19 protein-coding genes are annotated in these 20,294 nt (G+C 31.7%); 1 reads left to right on the forward strand and 18 read right to left on the reverse strand.

Annotation, left to right across the window (positions count from 1 at the left end; all coding sequences use genetic code 11):
• Nucleotides 1-24: 24 nt before the first annotated feature.
• The 18 genes from CJ739_RS00825 to CJ739_RS00910 form a co-directional block, all read right to left on the reverse strand.
• Nucleotides 25-960, reverse strand: a complete 936-nt coding sequence (locus tag CJ739_RS00825) for a glycosyltransferase family 2 protein (protein WP_117172178.1) — start codon at nucleotides 958-960, stop codon at nucleotides 25-27.
• Entirely contained in the window at nucleotides 957-1,808 is an 852-nt protein-coding gene (locus tag CJ739_RS00830; protein WP_236951577.1) for a glycosyltransferase, read from the reverse strand. The genes CJ739_RS00825 and CJ739_RS00830 overlap by 4 nt, the downstream gene beginning before the upstream one ends.
• Nucleotides 1,808-2,755, reverse strand: coding sequence for a glycosyltransferase family 2 protein (locus tag CJ739_RS00835; RefSeq protein ID WP_117172179.1), 948 nt, complete (start codon nucleotides 2,753-2,755; stop codon nucleotides 1,808-1,810). The genes CJ739_RS00830 and CJ739_RS00835 overlap by 1 nt, the downstream gene beginning before the upstream one ends.
• On the reverse strand, nucleotides 2,748-3,575 hold the full coding sequence (locus CJ739_RS00840) for a glycosyltransferase (protein WP_117172180.1): 828 nt from the start codon (nucleotides 3,573-3,575) through the stop codon (nucleotides 2,748-2,750). Before CJ739_RS00840 ends, CJ739_RS00835 begins: the two co-directional genes overlap by 8 nt.
• 32 nt (nucleotides 3,576-3,607) lie before the next feature.
• Nucleotides 3,608-4,522: a glycosyltransferase family 2 protein gene (locus CJ739_RS00845; RefSeq protein ID WP_117172181.1), complete on the reverse strand. Its 915-nt coding sequence runs from the start codon at nucleotides 4,520-4,522 to the stop codon at nucleotides 3,608-3,610.
• A gap of 2 nt (nucleotides 4,523-4,524) precedes the next feature.
• Nucleotides 4,525-5,418, reverse strand: coding sequence for a glycosyltransferase family 2 protein (locus tag CJ739_RS00850; protein WP_117172182.1), 894 nt, complete (start codon nucleotides 5,416-5,418; stop codon nucleotides 4,525-4,527).
• On the reverse strand, nucleotides 5,415-6,275 hold the full coding sequence (locus tag CJ739_RS00855; protein ID WP_117172183.1) for a glycosyltransferase family 2 protein: 861 nt from the start codon (nucleotides 6,273-6,275) through the stop codon (nucleotides 5,415-5,417). Before CJ739_RS00855 ends, CJ739_RS00850 begins: the two co-directional genes overlap by 4 nt.
• Nucleotides 6,272-7,657 carry a capsular polysaccharide export protein, LipB/KpsS family gene (locus CJ739_RS00860; RefSeq protein ID WP_117172184.1) on the reverse strand — a complete coding sequence of 462 codons (1,386 nt, stop codon included), beginning with the start codon at nucleotides 7,655-7,657 and terminating at the stop codon, nucleotides 6,272-6,274. The genes CJ739_RS00855 and CJ739_RS00860 overlap by 4 nt, the downstream gene beginning before the upstream one ends.
• A gap of 4 nt (nucleotides 7,658-7,661) precedes the next feature.
• Complete coding sequence (locus CJ739_RS00865; protein WP_162880086.1) at nucleotides 7,662-8,396, reverse strand: class I SAM-dependent methyltransferase; 735 nt, start codon at nucleotides 8,394-8,396, stop codon at nucleotides 7,662-7,664.
• A 4-nt stretch (nucleotides 8,397-8,400) separates the two neighbouring features.
• Entirely contained in the window at nucleotides 8,401-9,306 is a 906-nt protein-coding gene (locus tag CJ739_RS00870; RefSeq protein ID WP_117172186.1) for a sulfotransferase family protein, read from the reverse strand.
• Nucleotides 9,291-10,478 (reverse strand): ABC transporter ATP-binding protein, encoded by a 1,188-nt coding sequence (locus CJ739_RS00875; RefSeq protein ID WP_117178649.1) that lies wholly within the window; start codon nucleotides 10,476-10,478, stop codon nucleotides 9,291-9,293. Before CJ739_RS00875 ends, CJ739_RS00870 begins: the two co-directional genes overlap by 16 nt.
• A gap of 181 nt (nucleotides 10,479-10,659) precedes the next feature.
• Nucleotides 10,660-11,010 carry a four helix bundle protein gene (locus tag CJ739_RS00880; RefSeq protein WP_117172187.1) on the reverse strand — a complete coding sequence of 117 codons (351 nt, stop codon included), beginning with the start codon at nucleotides 11,008-11,010 and terminating at the stop codon, nucleotides 10,660-10,662.
• A gap of 161 nt (nucleotides 11,011-11,171) precedes the next feature.
• Complete coding sequence (locus CJ739_RS00885) at nucleotides 11,172-12,017, reverse strand: ABC transporter permease (protein ID WP_117172188.1); 846 nt, start codon at nucleotides 12,015-12,017, stop codon at nucleotides 11,172-11,174.
• A gap of 751 nt (nucleotides 12,018-12,768) precedes the next feature.
• Nucleotides 12,769-13,089 carry a GIY-YIG nuclease family protein gene (locus CJ739_RS00890; RefSeq protein WP_117172189.1) on the reverse strand — a complete coding sequence of 107 codons (321 nt, stop codon included), beginning with the start codon at nucleotides 13,087-13,089 and terminating at the stop codon, nucleotides 12,769-12,771.
• Between the two features lie 177 nt (nucleotides 13,090-13,266).
• The gene (gene cysC / locus CJ739_RS00895; protein WP_117172190.1) at nucleotides 13,267-13,851 is read right to left on the reverse strand and encodes an adenylyl-sulfate kinase; all 585 of its coding nucleotides are present in this window, start codon (nucleotides 13,849-13,851) and stop codon (nucleotides 13,267-13,269) included.
• A gap of 5 nt (nucleotides 13,852-13,856) precedes the next feature.
• Nucleotides 13,857-14,645, reverse strand: a complete 789-nt coding sequence (cysQ, locus tag CJ739_RS00900) for a 3'(2'),5'-bisphosphate nucleotidase CysQ (RefSeq protein WP_117172191.1) — start codon at nucleotides 14,643-14,645, stop codon at nucleotides 13,857-13,859.
• Between the two features lie 319 nt (nucleotides 14,646-14,964).
• Nucleotides 14,965-17,445, reverse strand: coding sequence for an exopolysaccharide transport family protein (locus CJ739_RS00905; protein WP_117172192.1), 2,481 nt, complete (start codon nucleotides 17,443-17,445; stop codon nucleotides 14,965-14,967).
• Nucleotides 17,446-17,455: 10 nt separating this feature from the next.
• The gene (locus tag CJ739_RS00910; RefSeq protein ID WP_117172193.1) at nucleotides 17,456-18,253 is read right to left on the reverse strand and encodes a polysaccharide biosynthesis/export family protein; all 798 of its coding nucleotides are present in this window, start codon (nucleotides 18,251-18,253) and stop codon (nucleotides 17,456-17,458) included.
• 102 nt (nucleotides 18,254-18,355) lie between these two features.
• Between CJ739_RS00910 and CJ739_RS00915 the strand changes: the two genes are divergently transcribed.
• Nucleotides 18,356-20,221 (forward strand): ABC-F family ATP-binding cassette domain-containing protein, encoded by a 1,866-nt coding sequence (locus tag CJ739_RS00915; protein WP_117178650.1) that lies wholly within the window; start codon nucleotides 18,356-18,358, stop codon nucleotides 20,219-20,221.
• Nucleotides 20,222-20,294: the final 73 nt, after the last annotated feature.

Consider the following 20,294-nt stretch of genomic DNA (forward strand, 5'->3'; position numbering starts at 1 on the left):
GCGTGCCAAAACAGACAAGTAGTTTCAATGTTTATATCTTCTTTTATTCTTATAAAAAACCCAAAAAGGAAATAAATAATATTTTATTATGTAAAATAATTTCAGTCTCATTTTTGGTTTTGTGATTTTAAGAATGTTTTTTACTAATTTAAAATCTCTAAACGAAATAGCTAAATTTACTAAGTATTTAAATAAATAAGGTGATAACAGCTCTTTTTTATATAAGTTACTTACAACCAATTTAATGGCCTCTTTTTTTGAATTTACTCGAATTTTTGAATTTCTCCAAAACTCCCCTGTATTTGATTTGTCATGCTTTCTATTATAGTACAACACTTTATCTATAAGAACCCCTTTAGGTTTATTACTGAGTATACGCTGATAACATTCCCACTCTTCGGCATACATCAAATTTTCATTAAAAACATGTTCTTTAAAACATTCTCTTTTCCATAAAACTGTACACGATGCAAAAGGAATTTTTTGTTTTATAACGTTTTCTAATAAATCATCTTTGGTTATTTCTAAACTACATTCATTACCCTTATTTATTGAGCTATAATTAAAATCTCCTAAAAAAGCTTCTTTCTTAAAATTACAAAAAGATGAATTTTGAATGTTTTTGAGAGCAGATAAACTAATTTCTAAACATAACGGATGAACCACATCGTCATCATCAAAAAAAACAATATAATCTCCTTTTGCTAAATCCAAACCATAATTTCTACTTCCCGGCAATCCCTTTTTATAGCTTGGTGGTCGTTTGCAGTATTTAAATCGATTGTCTGCTTTTAAAATAGGTTCTAAAACGGTTTCTGTAGTATCGGTACTTCCATCATCTATAATTAAACACTCCCAATGAGTATAGGTCTGCGTTTGTATGGATTTTAAGGTTTCTACAATAAAATGTGCTCTATTGTAGGTTGCCATGATGATTGAAACTTGTGAGCTAAGGTTCATCCTAAAAGTGATTTTACCCAACGGATAGGTTTTAAAATTGTTTGACCAATTTTGAACTCCAATCGTTCGGTATTTTTTCTTTTTTCTATTTCCTCTCTTTCAATACCATTTAACAAATGAGATATTGTTAACTCAAAATTATTTATATACAACTCTTTATGCTTTAAAAACATGTACTTAAGTAACTCGTATTTATTTTCATTTGCTTTTAGAGTTGTAGAGTTTAATCTTTTTCTATAATTATATAAATGCTCTTTAATAACTTCTGCTATTCCTCCATTCTTTAAAAGTCTTATAAAAAACTCCCAATCTTCAAATCCATTTCGCATCGATTCATCATATCCACCGCAATATTCCCAATCTTGCCTTTTAAACATAGAGGTGCCTAATATTTGATTAAAAAAAAGAAAATCATGAATAGTTCCTCCTTTAGGTTTGTAATGTAATTTTTTTCCATTATTAAAAAGTAAATTAGCATAACAACTAACTATTTTAGTTTCTTTACAAGACGTAAAGATATTTATGGCTTTTTCGCAAAAAGTAGGTTCAAAAAAATCATCACTATCCAATACCAAAACGAATTCACCTTTTGCGTATCTTATACCAACATTTCTTGCTGTACTCTGTCCTTTATTTTCTTGTGTAATTAATTTCGTGATTTTGTGTTCAATATTTTTTAAGACTTTCTTTGTTTCAAAATCAGAGCCATCATCAACCACAATAATTTCTTTATCAAAATACGTTTGATTTAAAGCCGAATCAACTGCTTGTTCAATAAATTGAGTATCATTATAGCAAGGAATTACTATGGATATTAAATCTGGTCTATTTTGCATTTCTTTACTCATCAATCAAATTTAGATAGTTTAATAAAAAAATAGCCCTTGCCAAAGATAAAATTGGTCATTCCCCAAATTAAATAGCAACATATTGCTTTTAAACTACCAAAACTTATCAATTCTTTCAATACAATAAACTGTACTTTACTGAAAGTGAATTTTTTTTGTGTTTCATAGCTTAACCTTATCAAGCGTTTTAAACTACGCTTAATTAATTTTCTAGACACTTTTCCTTTTATATCTTTTAACAGAAGCATTTCATTGAATAATAATTCCTTTTTCCTCTTTATTTCATCCTTTAGCAACTGTTGCTGAATTGAAGTCTTATGAATTCGTCTTTTTGCTAAACATTCATATATAAATTCACCCTTTGGCTTTTTAAGTAAATATCTGGAATAAAAATTATATTCTTGTCCTGATTTTAGAAGCTCATTAAAACGTAATTCTCCAACGGATTGTCTTGTAACCATGGCATCCATAGTAATCCAATTAATGACATTTCCAATAAAATTTTCAGCAGTAATATCTTTTCCTTTGTTATTATTATCAAAAATAGGTGTTTCATTTCCTACTTCATTAAAATTAATTGAATGAGAAATCACAAAATCAAGCTTTTCATTTTCTAAAAATTCAACTTTTTTTTGGATAAAAGAAGATATCATTATATCATCACTGTCAAACCAATTTATGTATTTGCCTGAACTTTTTTCAAATCCATAATTTCTGCAGGAGTTGGCACCTTTTAAATAATTTTCTGGTCTGTTGTATAGTTTGATTCTAGCATCTTTTTGCACATATTGTTCTATAGTCATTTTTGTATCATCTGTACTTCCATCATCAACTACAATACATTCCCAATTAGTATATGTTTGACTCAAAATACTATCTAAAGTTTCTCCAATTAAATGTACTCTATTATAAGTTGGAATAATGATAGAAACTAAGCCCTTAACCATAAAAAAAAATCTTTTTAAATTTATACTTCAAAGCCTGCTTTAAACTACTTGCTTCTAGTTTTACGTTGGCACTTATGACTTTATCAAACGGATCCTTTAATTTAAAATCATAGAAAAGCCCAAAATCAGCATTATTAAAAATCAAAGCTCTTTTTAAATTGTATTTTGTATGATTTAATTTATTTTCATCATGAACTAACTCAACCCAAAGTTTTAAGTTATCTTCTATAATTATATTTTTTGAATCGGCCCAATCTAAATGCATTTTAGCAAATACTGTTTCTATTTTTTTTGCTTCCTCAACAAGACTTATAAAAGGATTAAATCTACCTACATAAACTCTAATTTCACTATGCTTTTTCTTTAAAGTTATTGAATAACCTTTTCTTAAATCAATTACAGTTTTATCAATTGGTTGGTATAAAGATTGAATTGTTTTAATAAAATCTTTATGGATAAGATCATCGTTATCTAATCTTGTAGTTATTATGTATTCATCATCTCTAAGATTATTAACTATAAAATCTTTAAATGAATTATGAAGGCTACCTATACCTTCAATAAATAAAGGTTTGAAATTTGAGTAGTTTTCTTCAATAATTTTTATTTTATTCTTATAAAAATCCGATGTATTTGTATCAAAAAAAACACACCATATAAAATTTTGATTGGTTTGATTCTTAACAGATGGCAAACAATAATTTTCGAATAAATAAAATCTATTTTCTAACCAGTCATCTGTTAAAACAAGTTTGCCGCTTTTGGAAGTTTTCCAATCAGGAACTGTTAAATTAAATCTTGTTGCTAAAAAATGTTTCATTAATCCTTATCTAATTTAAAAAACTATAATTTTTATAAATAATGCTTCCCTGTTTTTGAATTAATGCTCCTACTTTTAAAAATCTCAGGTATTATTTGATTTATTAGAGCTAGTTCCTTTTTATAATAAAGCATCTTTTTATATTGAAATTTAAAAAAAAGTCTCAATACAAGCATTTTCAAATACTTCTTTTGCTTTTCAATTTCTTCTGTTACTTCAATATTAATGTTTGCCCATTTATATTTTAAGTACCTCTCTCGTTGAATAAGGTTATATAAACTATTTAACTTTTTTTGTCTAAACTCCCTATCATGCTGCGCATAACAGTTTGGTACAATACCAATTTTAAGCTCATGGTAAATAACGCGTTGGCAATAATTATCATCTTCGGCATAATGATGGAAAATAGGATCAAAACCACCAATAACTTCCAGTGTCTGTTTTGGTAACAACCAAGCTGCGGCATTAACAAAAGGAACTTCATAAATGGACTTTGAAAACGCACCTTTTAAAGCATCATAAAATAATAAGTCGTTTATTTTTATATAATTTGAAAAAATTTTGTCAAGCTTGTTAGCTTCTCCATTTAAATGAATAGGACTCAAAATACCATAGTCTGGGTTACCGTTATGAACCTCTATTAATTTACCAATCGTATCTGATTGTAAATAAGCATCTTGGTTTAATAAAAAAACATAATCTGCATTATTATTAAATGCATAACTCATTCCTAGGTTATTAGCTGCCCCAAAACCTAGATTTTTGGTTTGTTCTAACAAAATTACTTGAGGAAAATGTGTTTTAATGAATGCCGTTGTTCCATCACTTGAATTATTATCAACAATAATTATTTCACAAATGATTGCGCTTTCTAAAACACTTTTAATGCACCTTTCAATCCACTGCATACCATTATAAGTCACGATAATAACTACTGTTTTTTTCATCTTTATAAATGTAATCTTCTTTTTATTTTTAAAAGTAGTTTAACAGCCAAATAGTATTTTTTCACAAAAGGATTATATTTTTTCAGATAATCTATTTGCTTTTCTTTATTAAGAAACTTAAAATACTCTTTATAAATTATCCTATCGTATGCTATATAATCTGAACTATCATTACCTTTATTCAGATTGGTAGCTTGTTGTTGGTGCAACCTAAATTTAACCAATTCCTTTTCTAAAATGGCTATTTCATATTTTTTTAAAATACGATAATAAAACTCATAATCTAAAATTTGTTTTAAATCCTCTCTAAAATAACCAGTTTTTTTTAATAGGTCCTTTCTAAATAATGTCACCGAAGGTTCTCCTACCTTATTTAATGGCGAACACAAAAACAGGTCTGATTTAAATAACTGTCTATCCAAAATTCGCATACCATTCTTTAATGGCAGTTGTAATGCTTCCTGTAAATTTCCGTAACCCTTTATCCACTTTTCAGTTTCTTCATTTAAATAAGATGTTTCAACTATAAGTTCTCTTTTACTAGCCACTAATGCTATTGATTTATTGGCTTCAAGAACTTGCACCATATCCTCAATGCATATGGGATTTAAAATATCATCTTGAAATAAAAATTTAATGTATTTACCATTGGCATTTTTAATGCAATTATTCCAATTGGCTCCAATGCCATTTGGTTTATGATGATAGATGTTTATGGGAATGCTTGTTTTTTGTTTTAACTGTTGAATAATTACTAATGTATTGTCTATTGAAGCATCATCTGAAACTATAATTTCTAAATTTGGATAGGTTTGGGCTATGACAGATTGCATAGCTTCTGCAATAAATTGGGCACCATTATAGGTAGGAATACATATGGAAACTAAAGGCTTCAATGCTTTCTATTAATATTTATTATTTTAATGATCACACTTTTTATTCGCCTTTTTAATTTATGACCAAACCCATTTTGTTCATTTGTTAATAACTGACTTTGCTGCTTTAAATTATCTATCCTAAACAGTAAACTATTGTAACTACCAAATATTTTAGCATAGACATCAATATGTTTTGCATTTATCTGCTTAGATATCTCTTCCATCTGTTCTTTTATAAGTTTATTATTTCTAGATTCGTTATTAATTCTGTACATAAAACATACTTTTGGTATTTGGTAAACATTTCCTCCATTTTTTAACAAACTAATCCAAAACTCCCAATCTTCATAACCTATTGTAAAACTTGTATCATAGCCACCAACTTTTTGCCAATCTTCTCTCTTAAACATTGCACAATTAAATATTATGTTACCCTTTAGTAATATTTCAATATGAAACTTGGGTAATTCCCAATACCTGCTTTCATTGCCAAATTTTTTGGCTTGACAATAAACAATTTTTAAATTATCATTTTTTTTGAAAGCTTCTATAGCTAGTGAAATATAATCTTCTGCTATTAAGTCATCGGCATCTAGTGGCAACATATAATATCCTTTGGCATTTTCAATACCAAGATTTCTTGCACTGGACACACCAGAGTTTTCTTGACAGTAGTACTTAAACCTTTTATCTTTAACTACCCAACGTTTAGCAATAACTTCTGTATCATCACTAGAGCCATCGTTTACAATAATACATTCCCAATTAGTATAGTTTTGGTTTAGTACAGACTGTAAGCATTCATCCAAATATTGAGCTTGGTTATAACAAGGTACAACCACAGATACAGAAAATATATTCCTTTGTTCTTTCAAAAACTATATTTTATTTTTTTAACTATCTTTTTCAAATAACTAACAACCTTATTTTTAAGTTTAGGCTTACTTTTAGGCAAACTACCTATGTTGTTTAAATAATTCTCTACTACGTTAGCATTTAAATCATCAACCGTTTTTTTAAGAATGTCATTATCTTGTAACTTTAAGAGTAATTGTGTAAATCTTAAAATATCTTTATCTTCATTTAAGAAAACAAAATTATAATTTAACATATAATCCAAAAGACACTTAAAATTGTTAATCTTCAAAGATAAATCATCATCCTTATAAAACAATTTTAAAACTAAATCCATATTTTTAGGATTATACTCATAAAGAATTCCTTTTCCATCTAGCATCGTTGCCCCTAGTGACAATACCGGCTTTTCATACAACAATGCATCAAAAATAACAGAAGAATTAACTGTCACGACTTTGTCAGCTATTTCCAAGCATTGTTCCAATGGCACTTGATCTGTCCAAACAACATTGAGTTTATTCTGAATCAGGGCATCGTATTCATATTTTGGAACTGAGCTTTTAGGATGATGTTTTCCCAAAACAAAGTAACCTTCCTCCACTCCATAATCAATAAACCACTCAAATGCCTGTTTGTTAGAACTAAAATAAGGGCTAAATAATTTGGCTTGAATATCATTATCAACTTGTCCAATAAATAAAATTATCCTTTGTTCTTTGTCTATTCCAAATTTAGTCCTTAAGTCTTCTTGATCCTTTCTTTCTGGTTGTTCCCAAAGTGTTTCAGAAGTATTTTTATACCATCCAACATAATGTTTAAATTTATCTAAATCACAAGTGTTTTTAATAAACGTTTCCTGTTGCAAACTAGCTATTGAACTATGGCTAAGCACCCCTTTGCTATCATAAAACAATAATGAAGGTAAAGTACCTCTTTCTACAAAAAGTCTATTAATCTTAAACCATTGGCATAAATGACTAAGTATATATTGTCGGGGGTCGTTACCATTCCAAACCAATACCAAAAAAGGTGTATATTTTTTGATTAATGTTAAAAAAAAACATAAATGGTAATGTAAAAATGCCATACGGGCTTGTACCTCGCTATCATTTTTTGATTTTGGAAACCACCAATTAAATCTATTCAACAAAAATTCAATAGATAAGTCATAATTCTCAAATTCCGATTTAATAATTTGATTACAATATACTGGAGCAAAATAATTTAAAGGTTCAGGAAGTTTTATATATTGTGGTATTATGGGTGACTCTTTTAATATAGGACTCCACCCTGTAACTATCAATTTAGTACCATTCTCCCCAAGGCAATTAGATACTTTATTTATAAAAGTTATATTCTGATTGGTTAATACGCTAGTAAGATAAAGAATTGTCTTCATTAGTCTATAAATTACCCCAATTTAACTCTTTTATATCCCCGTTAAAAGGTTCTGTAATTTCTTTAGGAAAATAATTTGCCAATTTAATTATGTCTCCGCTGTCATAACTTAAATCTGGGTATGATATTATACTTTTCTTTTTAAGAATAAGACTTATGTTGTAGCCATAAGATTTGATAGAAACACCTCTACAATCGAAACCTGCCAATATTAATTGATACATTAATAACCCAGCATTCCATAATGTTACATGTCCACCTACAATCTCATGTTTTAAAGGCGGTACTGTAATTGCTAATACGCCACCTTCTTTTAAATCGTTATGTATTTTTTTTAAAAACAAATTTGGGTTTGGTTGATGCTCTAAAACATGAGATGCCCAAATTGCATCAAATGGATTATCAAAATTATACGTGTAGTAATCTCCAAAAATACAAGTATGGTTGTCGCTACGCTTCTCAAAATATATAGATTTTCCAAAATCTATTGAGGTTACTTTTTTTCCTTCGCTTTGAAGCATATCGCTATGCTTTCCTTCTCCACTACCAATATCCAGAACTGTTGAAAAATCAAAATCAGTAATAAATTTTTTAAGTGCTTCTCCTGCAAACGGCAGGTTGTTATAAGGGGCTTCTACATGACCATTTAAGATAAATTCTTTATTGAAAAAGTCTTTTTGTCTCAATGGATTTGATTTCTTCCTTATTCGAATTAATTTTAATCCAAAAAAATTCAGCATCCTTTTAAAAAATTCTTTTACCAATTAATTTTACTTTATTAATTAAACTTACTTTCTTTTTAGATAGCTCTATTGCTTTGTATTCTCCATATTTTTGTTTTAGGTATCCTAAATCATTGTCATTCCATTCAAAAATAATATCGCCTAATTTTTTTTTAATTCTAAAAAGATAATCTTCATTTAATTTATTTCTTTCAAAATGTTTAGATCGATCAGATTGTATTATTTCTAAATTGAATTCATTTTTAACATTGACAAAATCGCATATCTTTTCTATTGTACCAATTTTATCAAACAAACACAAATCTTCATATTTTATGTGCAAAATATGATTGCTTTCGTTTTTTATAATATAATTCCATCCTAAAATCCATTCATTTATTGCTTCCTCTAATGTAGATGTGAGAGTCCATGTGTCCTTCCCTCTGGACTTGTTTTGATGCCTTACAATCATGGAATTAATTACATCCAATGGATTTCTACTAATATGAATGAATTTTACAGTTTTTTTTAATTCTTCATTAAACTTACTAAAATCGAATAAATAATACCTTGGTAATTTATCACCCAAAACAGTCAAATTGTTTTTGTTTATAGCGTTTGCATTTTCGTCATATAAAATATTTAATATCTTAACTAATGAGTTTTTCTTTTGTAAAGTTTGCTCTAAAATATCACTATTTTTCCAAGTCTCTTTAACTCCTTTTTCTCTCTCAAACTGTATAAATCTATTATTATATTCGGATTCTTTAAAATAAATTTTTTCAACTTTATTTAATAGCTCTGTTAAGTTATGCTCATTAGTAACATAAATTTCTGGGTGACTATTCAAGAGCAACGCCAAAAGAGTAGTGCCTGATCTTGGAGCACCACCTAGAACTAACCAATTTCTTTCTATACTATTTTCCATTTTCCGTCAATAATAATTGGAGCTCTAAAATGGTTTTCTCCTTCAACCTTAATTTTAGTAATATTTTGATACCACAATACTTGCTCTCTACCTCCATTGTCATATATAACTATTGAAACATAATATTCTCCTGATGCCAAAAGATTTTTTTCAACATGAAAAATAAACTTTCTTTTGCTATCAATTTCATCACTTATTTGAATATAGTTAAAACAGATTGGTAACTGATCTCCCGAGAGTATATTTAAGTATAAACTCGCATTTTTAAATTTAAAACCCACTACTTTTAAATCAAATTGATAATATATTTCATTGGATGTTCTGACAGCTATTATTTCTGGAAAATTATCAATAGTCACTTCTGGTATGCTAAATTTAATATTCTTATGTTGGTTTGTGGATGTAAATAAATACTCATTAATTCCTTCTCCAATGTTATAAAAAATTTTCGATTTCCCTTTATTGATATGCATTACAAAAGTTGAAATTCTATTTATGGAGGGCATACTGTGACTAACATATATGATTGCACAATTACTAATTATTTTAGAAATCTTATCATAACATTTAGCCCTAAAACTAACATCCCCCACCGCCAAAACCTCATCAATAATCAATACATCCGGTTCCATTTGCACTGCTACGGCAAAGCCTAAACGTACTTTCATACCAGAACTATAATTTTGCACGGGCATGTCTATAAACTCACGAATTTCAGCAAAATCTATAATGTCTTCTACTTTAGCATCAATCTCTTTTTTGGTAAACCCCAAAACCGCCCCGTTATTGTATATGTTTTCCCTACCACTTAAAATGGGATTGAAACCTGCGCCTAATTCAATAAGCGCACCAACCCGCCCTTTGATGGTAACTTTACCGGCATCGGGGTTTATTAAACCATTGAGTATTTTCAGCAACGTACTTTTACCTGCACCATTATGCCCTATCAAGCCTAAACATTCACCACGGCGTAACTCAAAATTGATGTCTTTTACCGCCCAAAATTCTTTATCGCGTAACAGTCTTTCATTTTTATTACCGTGAATATTAGAAATCAAATCTTTTACGCCATACCACAAGCTTGTTTTTAAATCTTTGCAGAATTTTTTTGAAAGTCCTTCTACTTTGACAAGGACTTCATTAGTTGTTTCTATGTTTTTTTCTTCTATCATATTTTGTACAAGACGTGAAGCGTGAGACGTGAAATGTGAAACGTTGTTTTCGTTTTCCGATTCACTTTTCACCTTTCTCAAATCGTGAAGCGTGAGGCGTGAGACGTGAGGCGTTGTTTCTGTTTCTCGATTCACTTTTTCACTTTTCACGTTTCACCATTCCCGATTCACCATTCCCGATTCACAATTTCCGTTTCAAATAATTCCTAAACCCTAATAACAATTGTTTTACTTTTGTTATTAACGTCATTAATTCTTTAGTTTCATCAACATATTTTAATCTTATAGCGATCAAATAGTGTGTTTCCAATTCCGTTAATGACCCTAAAGCTATTGAAATAAATTGAATTAATTCCTTATCACTTTTTCTTCCAGAACCTTCTGCAATATTAGAAGGTATTGAAATAGCGGACCTTCGTATTTGACTGGTTAAACCATAACGTTCATCATCTGGAAACTTAGATGACATGGTATAGATTTCCTCAACTAAATCCATGCTACACTTCCATACATCTAAATCTTTATGCTCCATATTTATTTATTTTTACGTGAAACGTGAAACGTGAGGCGTGAGACGTTGTTTTCGTTTTCCGATTCACTTTTCACTTTTCACCATTCACTTTTCATCTTCCCGATTCACCTTTCACCATTCACGATTTCCGATTCCCGATTCACCTTTCACGATTCACCTCATCAAGCACTTAAACGTTCAACGATTATAGGAATGGATGTTCTATAAAACAGCAGACCAATAAAAAACAAAGAAAGACTTATTGCAAAAACCAAACAAAAATAGCCCAAATACGCTGGCGAAGTTCCCAGAGCCAAATCTCTTGCCGTTAAAATAAGTGCCGTAAATGGATTTAATTCCATGATGGTTTTCATAATACCGCTTTTTGGAATGGCATAAACCACGGGTGTTATATACATCAACAAGCTTAAACCCATACTGATGATTTTAGCAATATCATTATAAATAAGGCTGATAGGTGTAATAAACAACCCAATAGTAGTACCAAATAGAATGGCTGCCAATATAGCGAACGGAAACAATAACAAAGACCAATGAAATCCGATACCAAATGCAAAAATTAAAACCACCAACAGCCCTATTTTTATAGAACTATTAAAAAGCAGTTTATAAATGCCTGTTAGAATCAAGGCTTCTTTTGGAAAATTTATTTTGGTCATAATACCTCTAGCTGCATTGGTATTACTTGTCGGAGAATTAATAGACTCTGTAATAATAGACCAAATTAAGGTTCCTGAAAATACAAATACGGGATATGGCACACCAGTATCGGAAAGATTGACTGTTCCTGTTGAGTTTAAAAATATCCAAACAAAAGCAGAACTAATAGGTGTAATAAAAGCCCAAATAATCCCTAAATACGACTGTCGGTATTGTGATTTTATATCTCGGGTGGCTAGTTGTTTTGCTAAAAAATGAGAACCAAAAAAATCTTTGGCACTTGCACTTAATAGCTTGCCTATTTTTAAGTTGTTCTCCTTTTGATATATTTTGGTTTCAAGTTGCATGCTTTTGGTTTCTCAATTTAGTGTGTTTTGATACTCTTAACTTTTTGTTTTCCTACTTAACAAACTTATTTACCCTCTTACTTTTATAGTTTCACTGCCAGACTGAGCATTTTAAGACTTCTTCTAAAAAGTACTTCGACAAGCTCAGTGTGACAGCATATTCACTATAGACTTCACTGTTGGTCTGAGCATCCTATGACTTCTCTACAAGCACTTCGACAGGCTCAGTGTGACAAACTTAATTTTTCCTCTTACTTTCTATATAGTTACCCTGTCAGACTGAGCTTGTCGAAGTCCTATTAACTACACTCCTTCATATCACTTCAACAGGCTCAGTACGACAACATGTTCTCTATTGGTTTCATTATCGGTCTGAGCATCCTATGACTTCTCTACAAGCACTTCGACAGGCTCAGTGTGACAAGCTTAATTTATCCTCTTACTTTCTATATAGTTACTCTGTCAGACTGAGCTTGTCGAAGTCCTATTAACTACACTCCTTCATATCACTTCAACAGGCTCAGTACGACAACATGTTCTCTATTGGCTTCATTGTCGGTCTGAGCATTTCAAGATTTCTCCAAAAAGCACTTCGACAGGCTCAGTGTGACAAGCTTAATTTATCCTCTTACTTTCTATATAGTTACCCTGTCAGGCTGAGCCTGTCGAAGTCCTATTAACTACACTTCCTTCATATCACTTCAACAGGCTCTGTATGACAGGCATATTTAATACCATTCCCGTTATCAGACTAGCTTGTCGAAGTCTCACCATCCTTACCATATTGTGTATAGTTTTTTGAATATTCCACTAATCTATCCCAATTTTCATCAATTAAAGCTTGCTTTTTTCTCCTACTCCATCCTTTTATTTTCTTTTCAAACATAATGGCTTGGGAAGGTTCAGTAAACATTTCAAACCATTCCAACTCCACAGGTCTTCTTTGATATGTATAAGCGTGTTTATCAATACCTTTATTGTGTTCAAACAATCGTCTTTCAAGATTATTTGTAATTCCCGTATAAAAAGAATCGTCTTCACATTTAACTATATAAACAAAATAATTTTTCATATAATTTACTTTATATGTTCCCTTGTCAGACTGAGCATCCTAAGACTTCTTCTAGCACTTCGACAAGCTCAGTGTGACAACATATTCACATAGACTTCACTGTCAGTCTGAACATTCCAAACTTCTTCTAAAAAGCACTTCGACAGGCTCAGTGTGACAACATTATTTAAATGCTTATCATAATTTACTTTTTAAAACATCTAAAATTCTAACTACTGCCTCTTCCGGGCTTTCATTAAGCGTTTCAACTTCTAATGTTGGTTTTGTCGGTATTTCAAAAGGCGCACTGATGCCTGTGAAATTTTTTATAGTGCCTGCCCGTGCTTTTTTATACAAACCTTTAACGTCGCGTTGCTCGCAAACTTCCAAAGGGGTATTGACAAACACTTCTATATAATAATCACTACCTACAATGGCTTTAATATCTTCACGTGTTTTGTTGTACGGTGAAATAAAAGCCGCTATAACCACCAAACCTGCATCAATAAACAATTTAGCGACTTCGGCGGTGCGTCTTAAATTTTCAATACGGTCTTCTTTTGTAAATAATAAATCCTTGTTTAATCCACGTCGCAAATTATCGCCATCTAAGGTATAGGTATGCACGCCCTGCTTATGCAATTCCTTTTCCAATAAATTAGCTATGGTGGATTTTCCAGAACCCGACAAACCCGTAAACCATATTAAACAGGGTTTGTGTTTATTTATGAGGGTCCTATCTTCCCTATTTATGGTATATGTTTGCTTTCTATTATGCTCCATTACTTTTATTGAACTATAAAATAGGGGTTTAATAAATCTTCTTTATTGTATTGCAATTCATCGTTTTTGTCAACATGCCTTACTTTTAAACCTACCGCATTACAGATGGCGTGTCCAGCTGCCGTGTCCCATTCCATAGTGGGTGCAAATCTAGGATAGATGTTAGCCTCACCTTGTGCTACCAAACAGAATTTTAAAGAACTTCCTTTTGAAACCAAACGAATGTCGTGGCCTTGAGCTTCTAAATTTTTAATAAAATTGGTTGTTGCTTCGCTTTTGTGGGAACGGCTGCCTACTATTTTAATCTGGTTACCAAACTCTTTTTGTGGTACCAGTTCCGTACTGTTTATAAAAATAGCATCGGTGAATTTATGGGTATCCAACTCGGCCTTATAGGCTTTGTTATTTGATACCAAAGCATAATACACTGTTTTAGTTTCTGGAACATAAATAACACCTAAAACAGGTTTATTGTTTTTTATCAATGCTATGTTTACAGTAAACTCTCCATTCCGTTTTACAAATTCCTTAGTGCCGTCTAATGGATCTACCATCCAACACATATCCCAATCTTTTCTTATTTCGTAGGGAATTTGCTTGTTTTCTTCGCTTATAATGGGAATGGCTGTTTTTTGTAAATACGAATTAATAATGGCATTAGCATGTTCATCGGCTATTGTTAATGGCGAATCATCCTGTTTTAGAGTAACCTCAAAACTATCGGAATAAATGTTCATTATTTCAGCACCTGCATAAATAGCTGCTTCTATGGCCAATTTAAGTAATGTCTTCATTAATTTACACTAATATATGACTTCCATTCGATTTTATTAAATATTACTTTAGTACATAATTTTTATTTGAAGACAAAAGCATAGCTTGTGAAATGCAAATAAAAAATTTCTTGAAACAGACTATCCTCGAGGCAGAGCCTTCAGGGAATTATTTAGATTAAAAACGATATTTTCAATGTCTTCGACTGCGCTCAGACCGACATCTGGATATGTTTGAATTTTTGCCATATATTAAAAATATTACTGATAAATGACTCCATTGATACTCCATAGTTGTCCCGTAGATAGTGTACGGATAAAGCCTGCTTCAAAAAATAAATTAGCGTCCTTTATTGGATCTAAAAAGCGCCTTCAAACGATTTAAAACCCCTTTATTCCTAGACTCATCATGGTACCCATTGGCATAATTTCCATAGCCGTAACCGTAACCATAGCCATACCCGTAACCATAACCATAGCCGTAACCATATTTTGCTTTTCGGTCGTAGCCATTATAGATGAAACTGATATTTTTTATTTGTTTGTTTTTATATTTTTCATTTATAAAATGAAGCATCCCATTCTTTGTGTAATCTTGTCTAACGACATACAAAGAAGCATCCACATGCACTAACAGTTCTAAAGCGTCAGCTACCAAACCTACTGGCGGTGTATCTAAAACAATATAATCATACTTACTTCTTAAAACTATTAATAGTTCAGTGAGCTTTTCACTTATTAATAATTCTGAAGGATTTGGAGGAATGGGTCCCGAGGTAATAACGTCTAAATGCTCAATTTCTGTGTGCTGAATGACAGTTTCTAATGGTTCTTGCCCAATTAAATAATTTACAACACCCATATCATTTTTAATATTAAAATCATCAAAAATCTTAGGTTTCCTTAAATCCAGTCCCAGCAAAATAGTTTTCTTGCCACTTAATGCAAAAACCGTAGCGATGTTAATGGAACAAAATGTTTTGCCTTCGCCACTTACAGACGATGTTACCATTAATGTTTTGGCGCCTTCTAAGTCTTTAGACTTATAAAAATATTGCAAATTAGTACGTATGCCCCGAAACCCTTCGGCTACGGCCGATTTTGGCTTTCTATGGACTACTAAATTATCATCCAATTTATTTTTGCCAATGATCCCTAACATGGGGATGGGTGATAATTGTTCCACATCCATCGGAGTATGGATATGATTATCTAAAAATGTTAAAACAAACGCTAATAGTAAGGGAATAAGTAAAGCTCCAAAGAAGGCAAATACATATCGAATGTTTAAATTTCTACCCAATACAGTCGCTCCGGTATTTTTAGCAGGATCGATAACTAAAATATCTGACACATTTGATGCTTTAATCATTTGTGCTTCGCCTCGTTTCGCTAAAAAAGCATTGTAAGTTTGTTCACTTAAAGAATATTGGCGCTTAATAGTGATTAACTGTTGTTGATCTTCCGGAAGCTTACTAAACTGGGATTCAATAGCATGCAAATTGGAACTAACGGTACTTAACTCCCTTTTTAAACCATTAGTAACCGAACTAATGTTTTCTAAAAGTACATTTTTTATACCTTCAATTTGTCTGTTTAAATCATTGAAAACGGATGCATCACTACGTACCGAATACTGCAACTTCGATTTTTGAACGGATAAATCGTTAATTTTGGAAACATTTGATAAAATATTGCCATCACTTATACCTGCTATAGATGGTGCTGGTATTTCGGTAAACGTGCTACTGCTTAACAAATAGTTTTTAAGATTGGAATAATAACTTAGCTGTCTGGTTATATGTTCCTTTTCGGCATCAAATTTTGTTAGCTTGTCTTTTAGCTGGTCCGTTTCATCATCAAGTGTGTAAATTTTGTTCTTCTTTCTGTAGTCGTTAAGTGCTTCAACATTTTCAGATAATTCGCCTTTTACTCTAGAAATTTGTTCATCTATAAAATTAATGGCGTTGGTAGCGTATTGGTTTTTTCTATTTAATTGGTCTTCACCTAAAACTTCCACAATGCCATTTAAATAATCAACTATCTTTTCGGTATTTTTATGTATCAGGGAAATATCAAGTATGGGGGAATTTGCAGTACTCCCTATGGCTGTTCTGCCTTGATAACTAGCAACCGTACTATCAAAATTACTAAATTGTATAAAGAATGGCTCGCCTACATGGGCTTTTCTGTTTTCAGCCAAATTAATAACGCCTTTTAAAAATGGTAAGTTTATAGTATCTCCTATCTTAAATTGTTCTTTAAAAATTCCAACAGACACACCAACCGTCGAAATGTCTTTAGTGGTGTAATTTTGAACTTGTACGCTGGGATTTAAAAATTCGGCTTCCAACTCAAAAGAATTGGTATTTAAAAAAGTTATTTTTATTGGAATGTTTAAAAGTTGGGGCGCATTATAATCGTGGTAAAATCTAAAAGGCGCCGCTTTATAAATATCTTGCATTCTAAACCTGCCCTGTTTTAAATAGCTTTTATAAAACTCTAAGCGATCCACTACTTTTTCATGGTGTGACCTCGATTTTAAGGTTACAATCATGGTTTGAACCTTAGCTGTAACACCTCCCCAGTTGAAGGTCAAACTGGCATTGGACGTGAATAATGGATTGTTATCATTTTCAATAGAAATTTTTGTTCCTAAACGATAAGAGAACTCTTCCCGTATGTTTTTTTGATAAACAAAGAAAACACCAATAGCCAATAGTATTAAGAAAAGTTTCCAATAACTTAAGGCTCTGAATAAAAACTTTTTTATATCAAAACTACTTGCTCCCGACTCTGAAACTTCAAATTCTTCAATCATAACTTAAATTTTAAAGATTTCGAGTTAAAAAATAGGTTGACACCAATACAGACAATATAGAAGCCATCGTGGTGATGTTCTGAATAGCCGTTTGTCCTGCTCCTAAAGATTTACGCCTTAAAGGCTTCACCAATATGATGTCATTGGGTTGAATATAATAATAAGGCGAATCCATTGCCGCAATGTCTGTTAAGTCTATATGGTGTATTTTTTGTCCGTCGGGATACTGCCTGATAACCAAAACATCTTTTCGATCACCTGTCTGACTGATATCGCCCGCATTGGCCAAAGCCTCTAAAATATTTACCCTATCTTGGAATAACGTATGCACACCTGTACCCACCTCGCCTATGGTGGTATAACGTAAACCTGCCAATTTTACGGTAACAAATAATTCTGCCGATTCTTTGAAATATTGAGCCAATAGCTCCTTTTTAACTTTTTCCTCTATTTCTTTAATGGTAAAACCTAACACATTAATCTCTCCCAGAATAGGAAATTTAATATTACCATGTAAATCAACAGTAAAGCCACTAAAATACAAACCCGCTTGTCCTTGTGCCGTACTAATATGGTTAGCTCCAACAGGATTAAAAATAGCCGTAAGCTCATTATCCAAAGCCTTTACATTAATACTTAAAATATCATTAACTTGAACCCTGTAAGGTTTAGACAACTCTTTAATCAATAATGAATCCTGTTTAACAGTACCTTTATCCTGTAAATAAACGACATCTTTATTGGTGATACACGAAGAACATAAAACACTGATTGACACACAGATAAACAGGAATGTTTGTTTCATCATAGGGGTAATTGATTTAGCACAAATATAACTTTTCAAAATGAACAATAAAACTTATCACTGTATTTTTGGTTTTTTATCCTTTATTTGCAAAAAAATATCCTTTTGAATTATCTAACTGTTGAAAATATATCGAAATCTTACGGAGAGCTAACGCTTTTCGAAAACATTTCTTTTAGCATCCATAAAGACCAAAAAATAGCTTTTGTAGCGAAAAATGGCACGGGTAAAACCTCTATTCTAAATATTATTTCCGGTGATGATGAAGCCGATTCCGGCAATATAACCTATAGGAATGGTATTGTGGTTTCGTTTTTATCACAAGACCCAAAATTGGACAAGGACTTAACGGTTGAAGAAACCATTTTCGCAAGCGACAATCCCATTTTAAAAGTCATTTCAAATTATGAACAGGCCCTTTTAAACCCTGAAAACTCGGATGCTTACCAAAAAGCATTCGAGCAAATGGAACAGCATCAAGCCTGGGATTTTGAAACGCAATACAAACAAATACTTTTCAAACTAAAACTTGAAGATTTAAACCAAAAAGTAGGATCACTTTCTGGGGGGCAGAAAAAGCGTTTATCGTTAGCAAACGCACTCATAAACAAACCCGATTTATTAATTCTTGACGAACCTACCAACCATTTGGATTTAGAAATGATTGAATGGTTGGAAGCCTTTTTTGCAAAAGAAAACATCACCCTGTTTATGGTAACCCACGACCGCTACTTTCTAGAACGCGTGTGTACCGAAATTATAGAACTGGACGAAGGGCAACTGTACAGCTACAAAGGCAATTACTCCTATTATCTCGAAAAGCGTGAGGCCAGAATTGAACAAACCGAAGTGGAGACCGGCAAAGCCAAACAGCTCTTTAAAAAAGAATTGGAATGGATGCGCCGCCAACCAAAAGCACGTACTACAAAATCGAAATCGCGTATAGACGATTTTCATGATATTAAACACCGTGCCAGCCAACGCCGAAACGACCATGAAGTACAGCTAGAACTCAACATGGAACGTTTGGGTAGTAAAGTGGTAGAGTTTCATAAAGTATCCAAATCCTTTAAGGATAAAGTGATTCTTGATGGTTTTGAATACCTATTTAAAAATGGAGAACGTGTTGGTATTATTGGTAAAAATGGCACTGGAAAAACCACTTTTTTAAATCTATTAACACAAACTATAAAACCAGATTCTGGAAAAGTAATTTTAGGCGAAACGGTTAAATTTGGTTATTACACACAAAACGGCATCACCATAAAACCGGAGCAAAAGGTCATTGATGTGATTCGGGAATTTGGCGATTACATTCCGTTAAAAAAAGGACGTCAAATTTCGGCTCAACAATTGTTGGAACGCTTTTTATTCAGCAGAAAAAAACAATACGATTTTGTTGAAAAACTAAGTGGTGGCGAACGTAAACGCCTGTATCTATGTACGGTTTTAATTCAAAATCCTAATTTTTTAATTCTTGATGAACCTACTAATGATTTAGATATCGTTACCCTAAATGTATTGGAAAGTTTCTTATTGGATTTTCCCGGATGCGTGATTGTAGTATCGCACGACCGCTATTTTATGGATAAAGTCATCGACCATCTTTTTGTTTTTAAAGGCGAAGGCGTCATTGAAGATTTCCCAGGAAATTATACCGATTACAGAGTTTATGAAGATAGCCAACCTGTAATTTCCAACTCCCAAGAAGATAAAAAAGATAAAAAAGCTTGGAAAAAAACAGAAGACAGCAAACTAACATACAACGAAGAAAAAGAACTAAAAAATATTGAAAGCAAGTTAAATTCGTTAGCGTTTGACAAAAAAGAACTAGAAGCAAAGTTTAACAATCCCGATTTATCACCCGAGGAAATAAACAAACTTTCGGAAGCGTTACAGAAAATTATTGATGATATAGAAACCAAGGAAGAACGCTGGCTGGAGTTGTTATCTAAGTTGGAGGAAAGTTGAAAAGTTAAGGAGTTAAGGAGTTAAGGAGTTATAAAGTTACAAAGTACCTAAGGGGCTAAGTGGTGAAGTAGCA

The organism is Mariniflexile sp. TRM1-10, assembly GCF_003425985.1.
In the GTDB taxonomy this organism is placed as follows: domain Bacteria; phylum Bacteroidota; class Bacteroidia; order Flavobacteriales; family Flavobacteriaceae; genus Mariniflexile.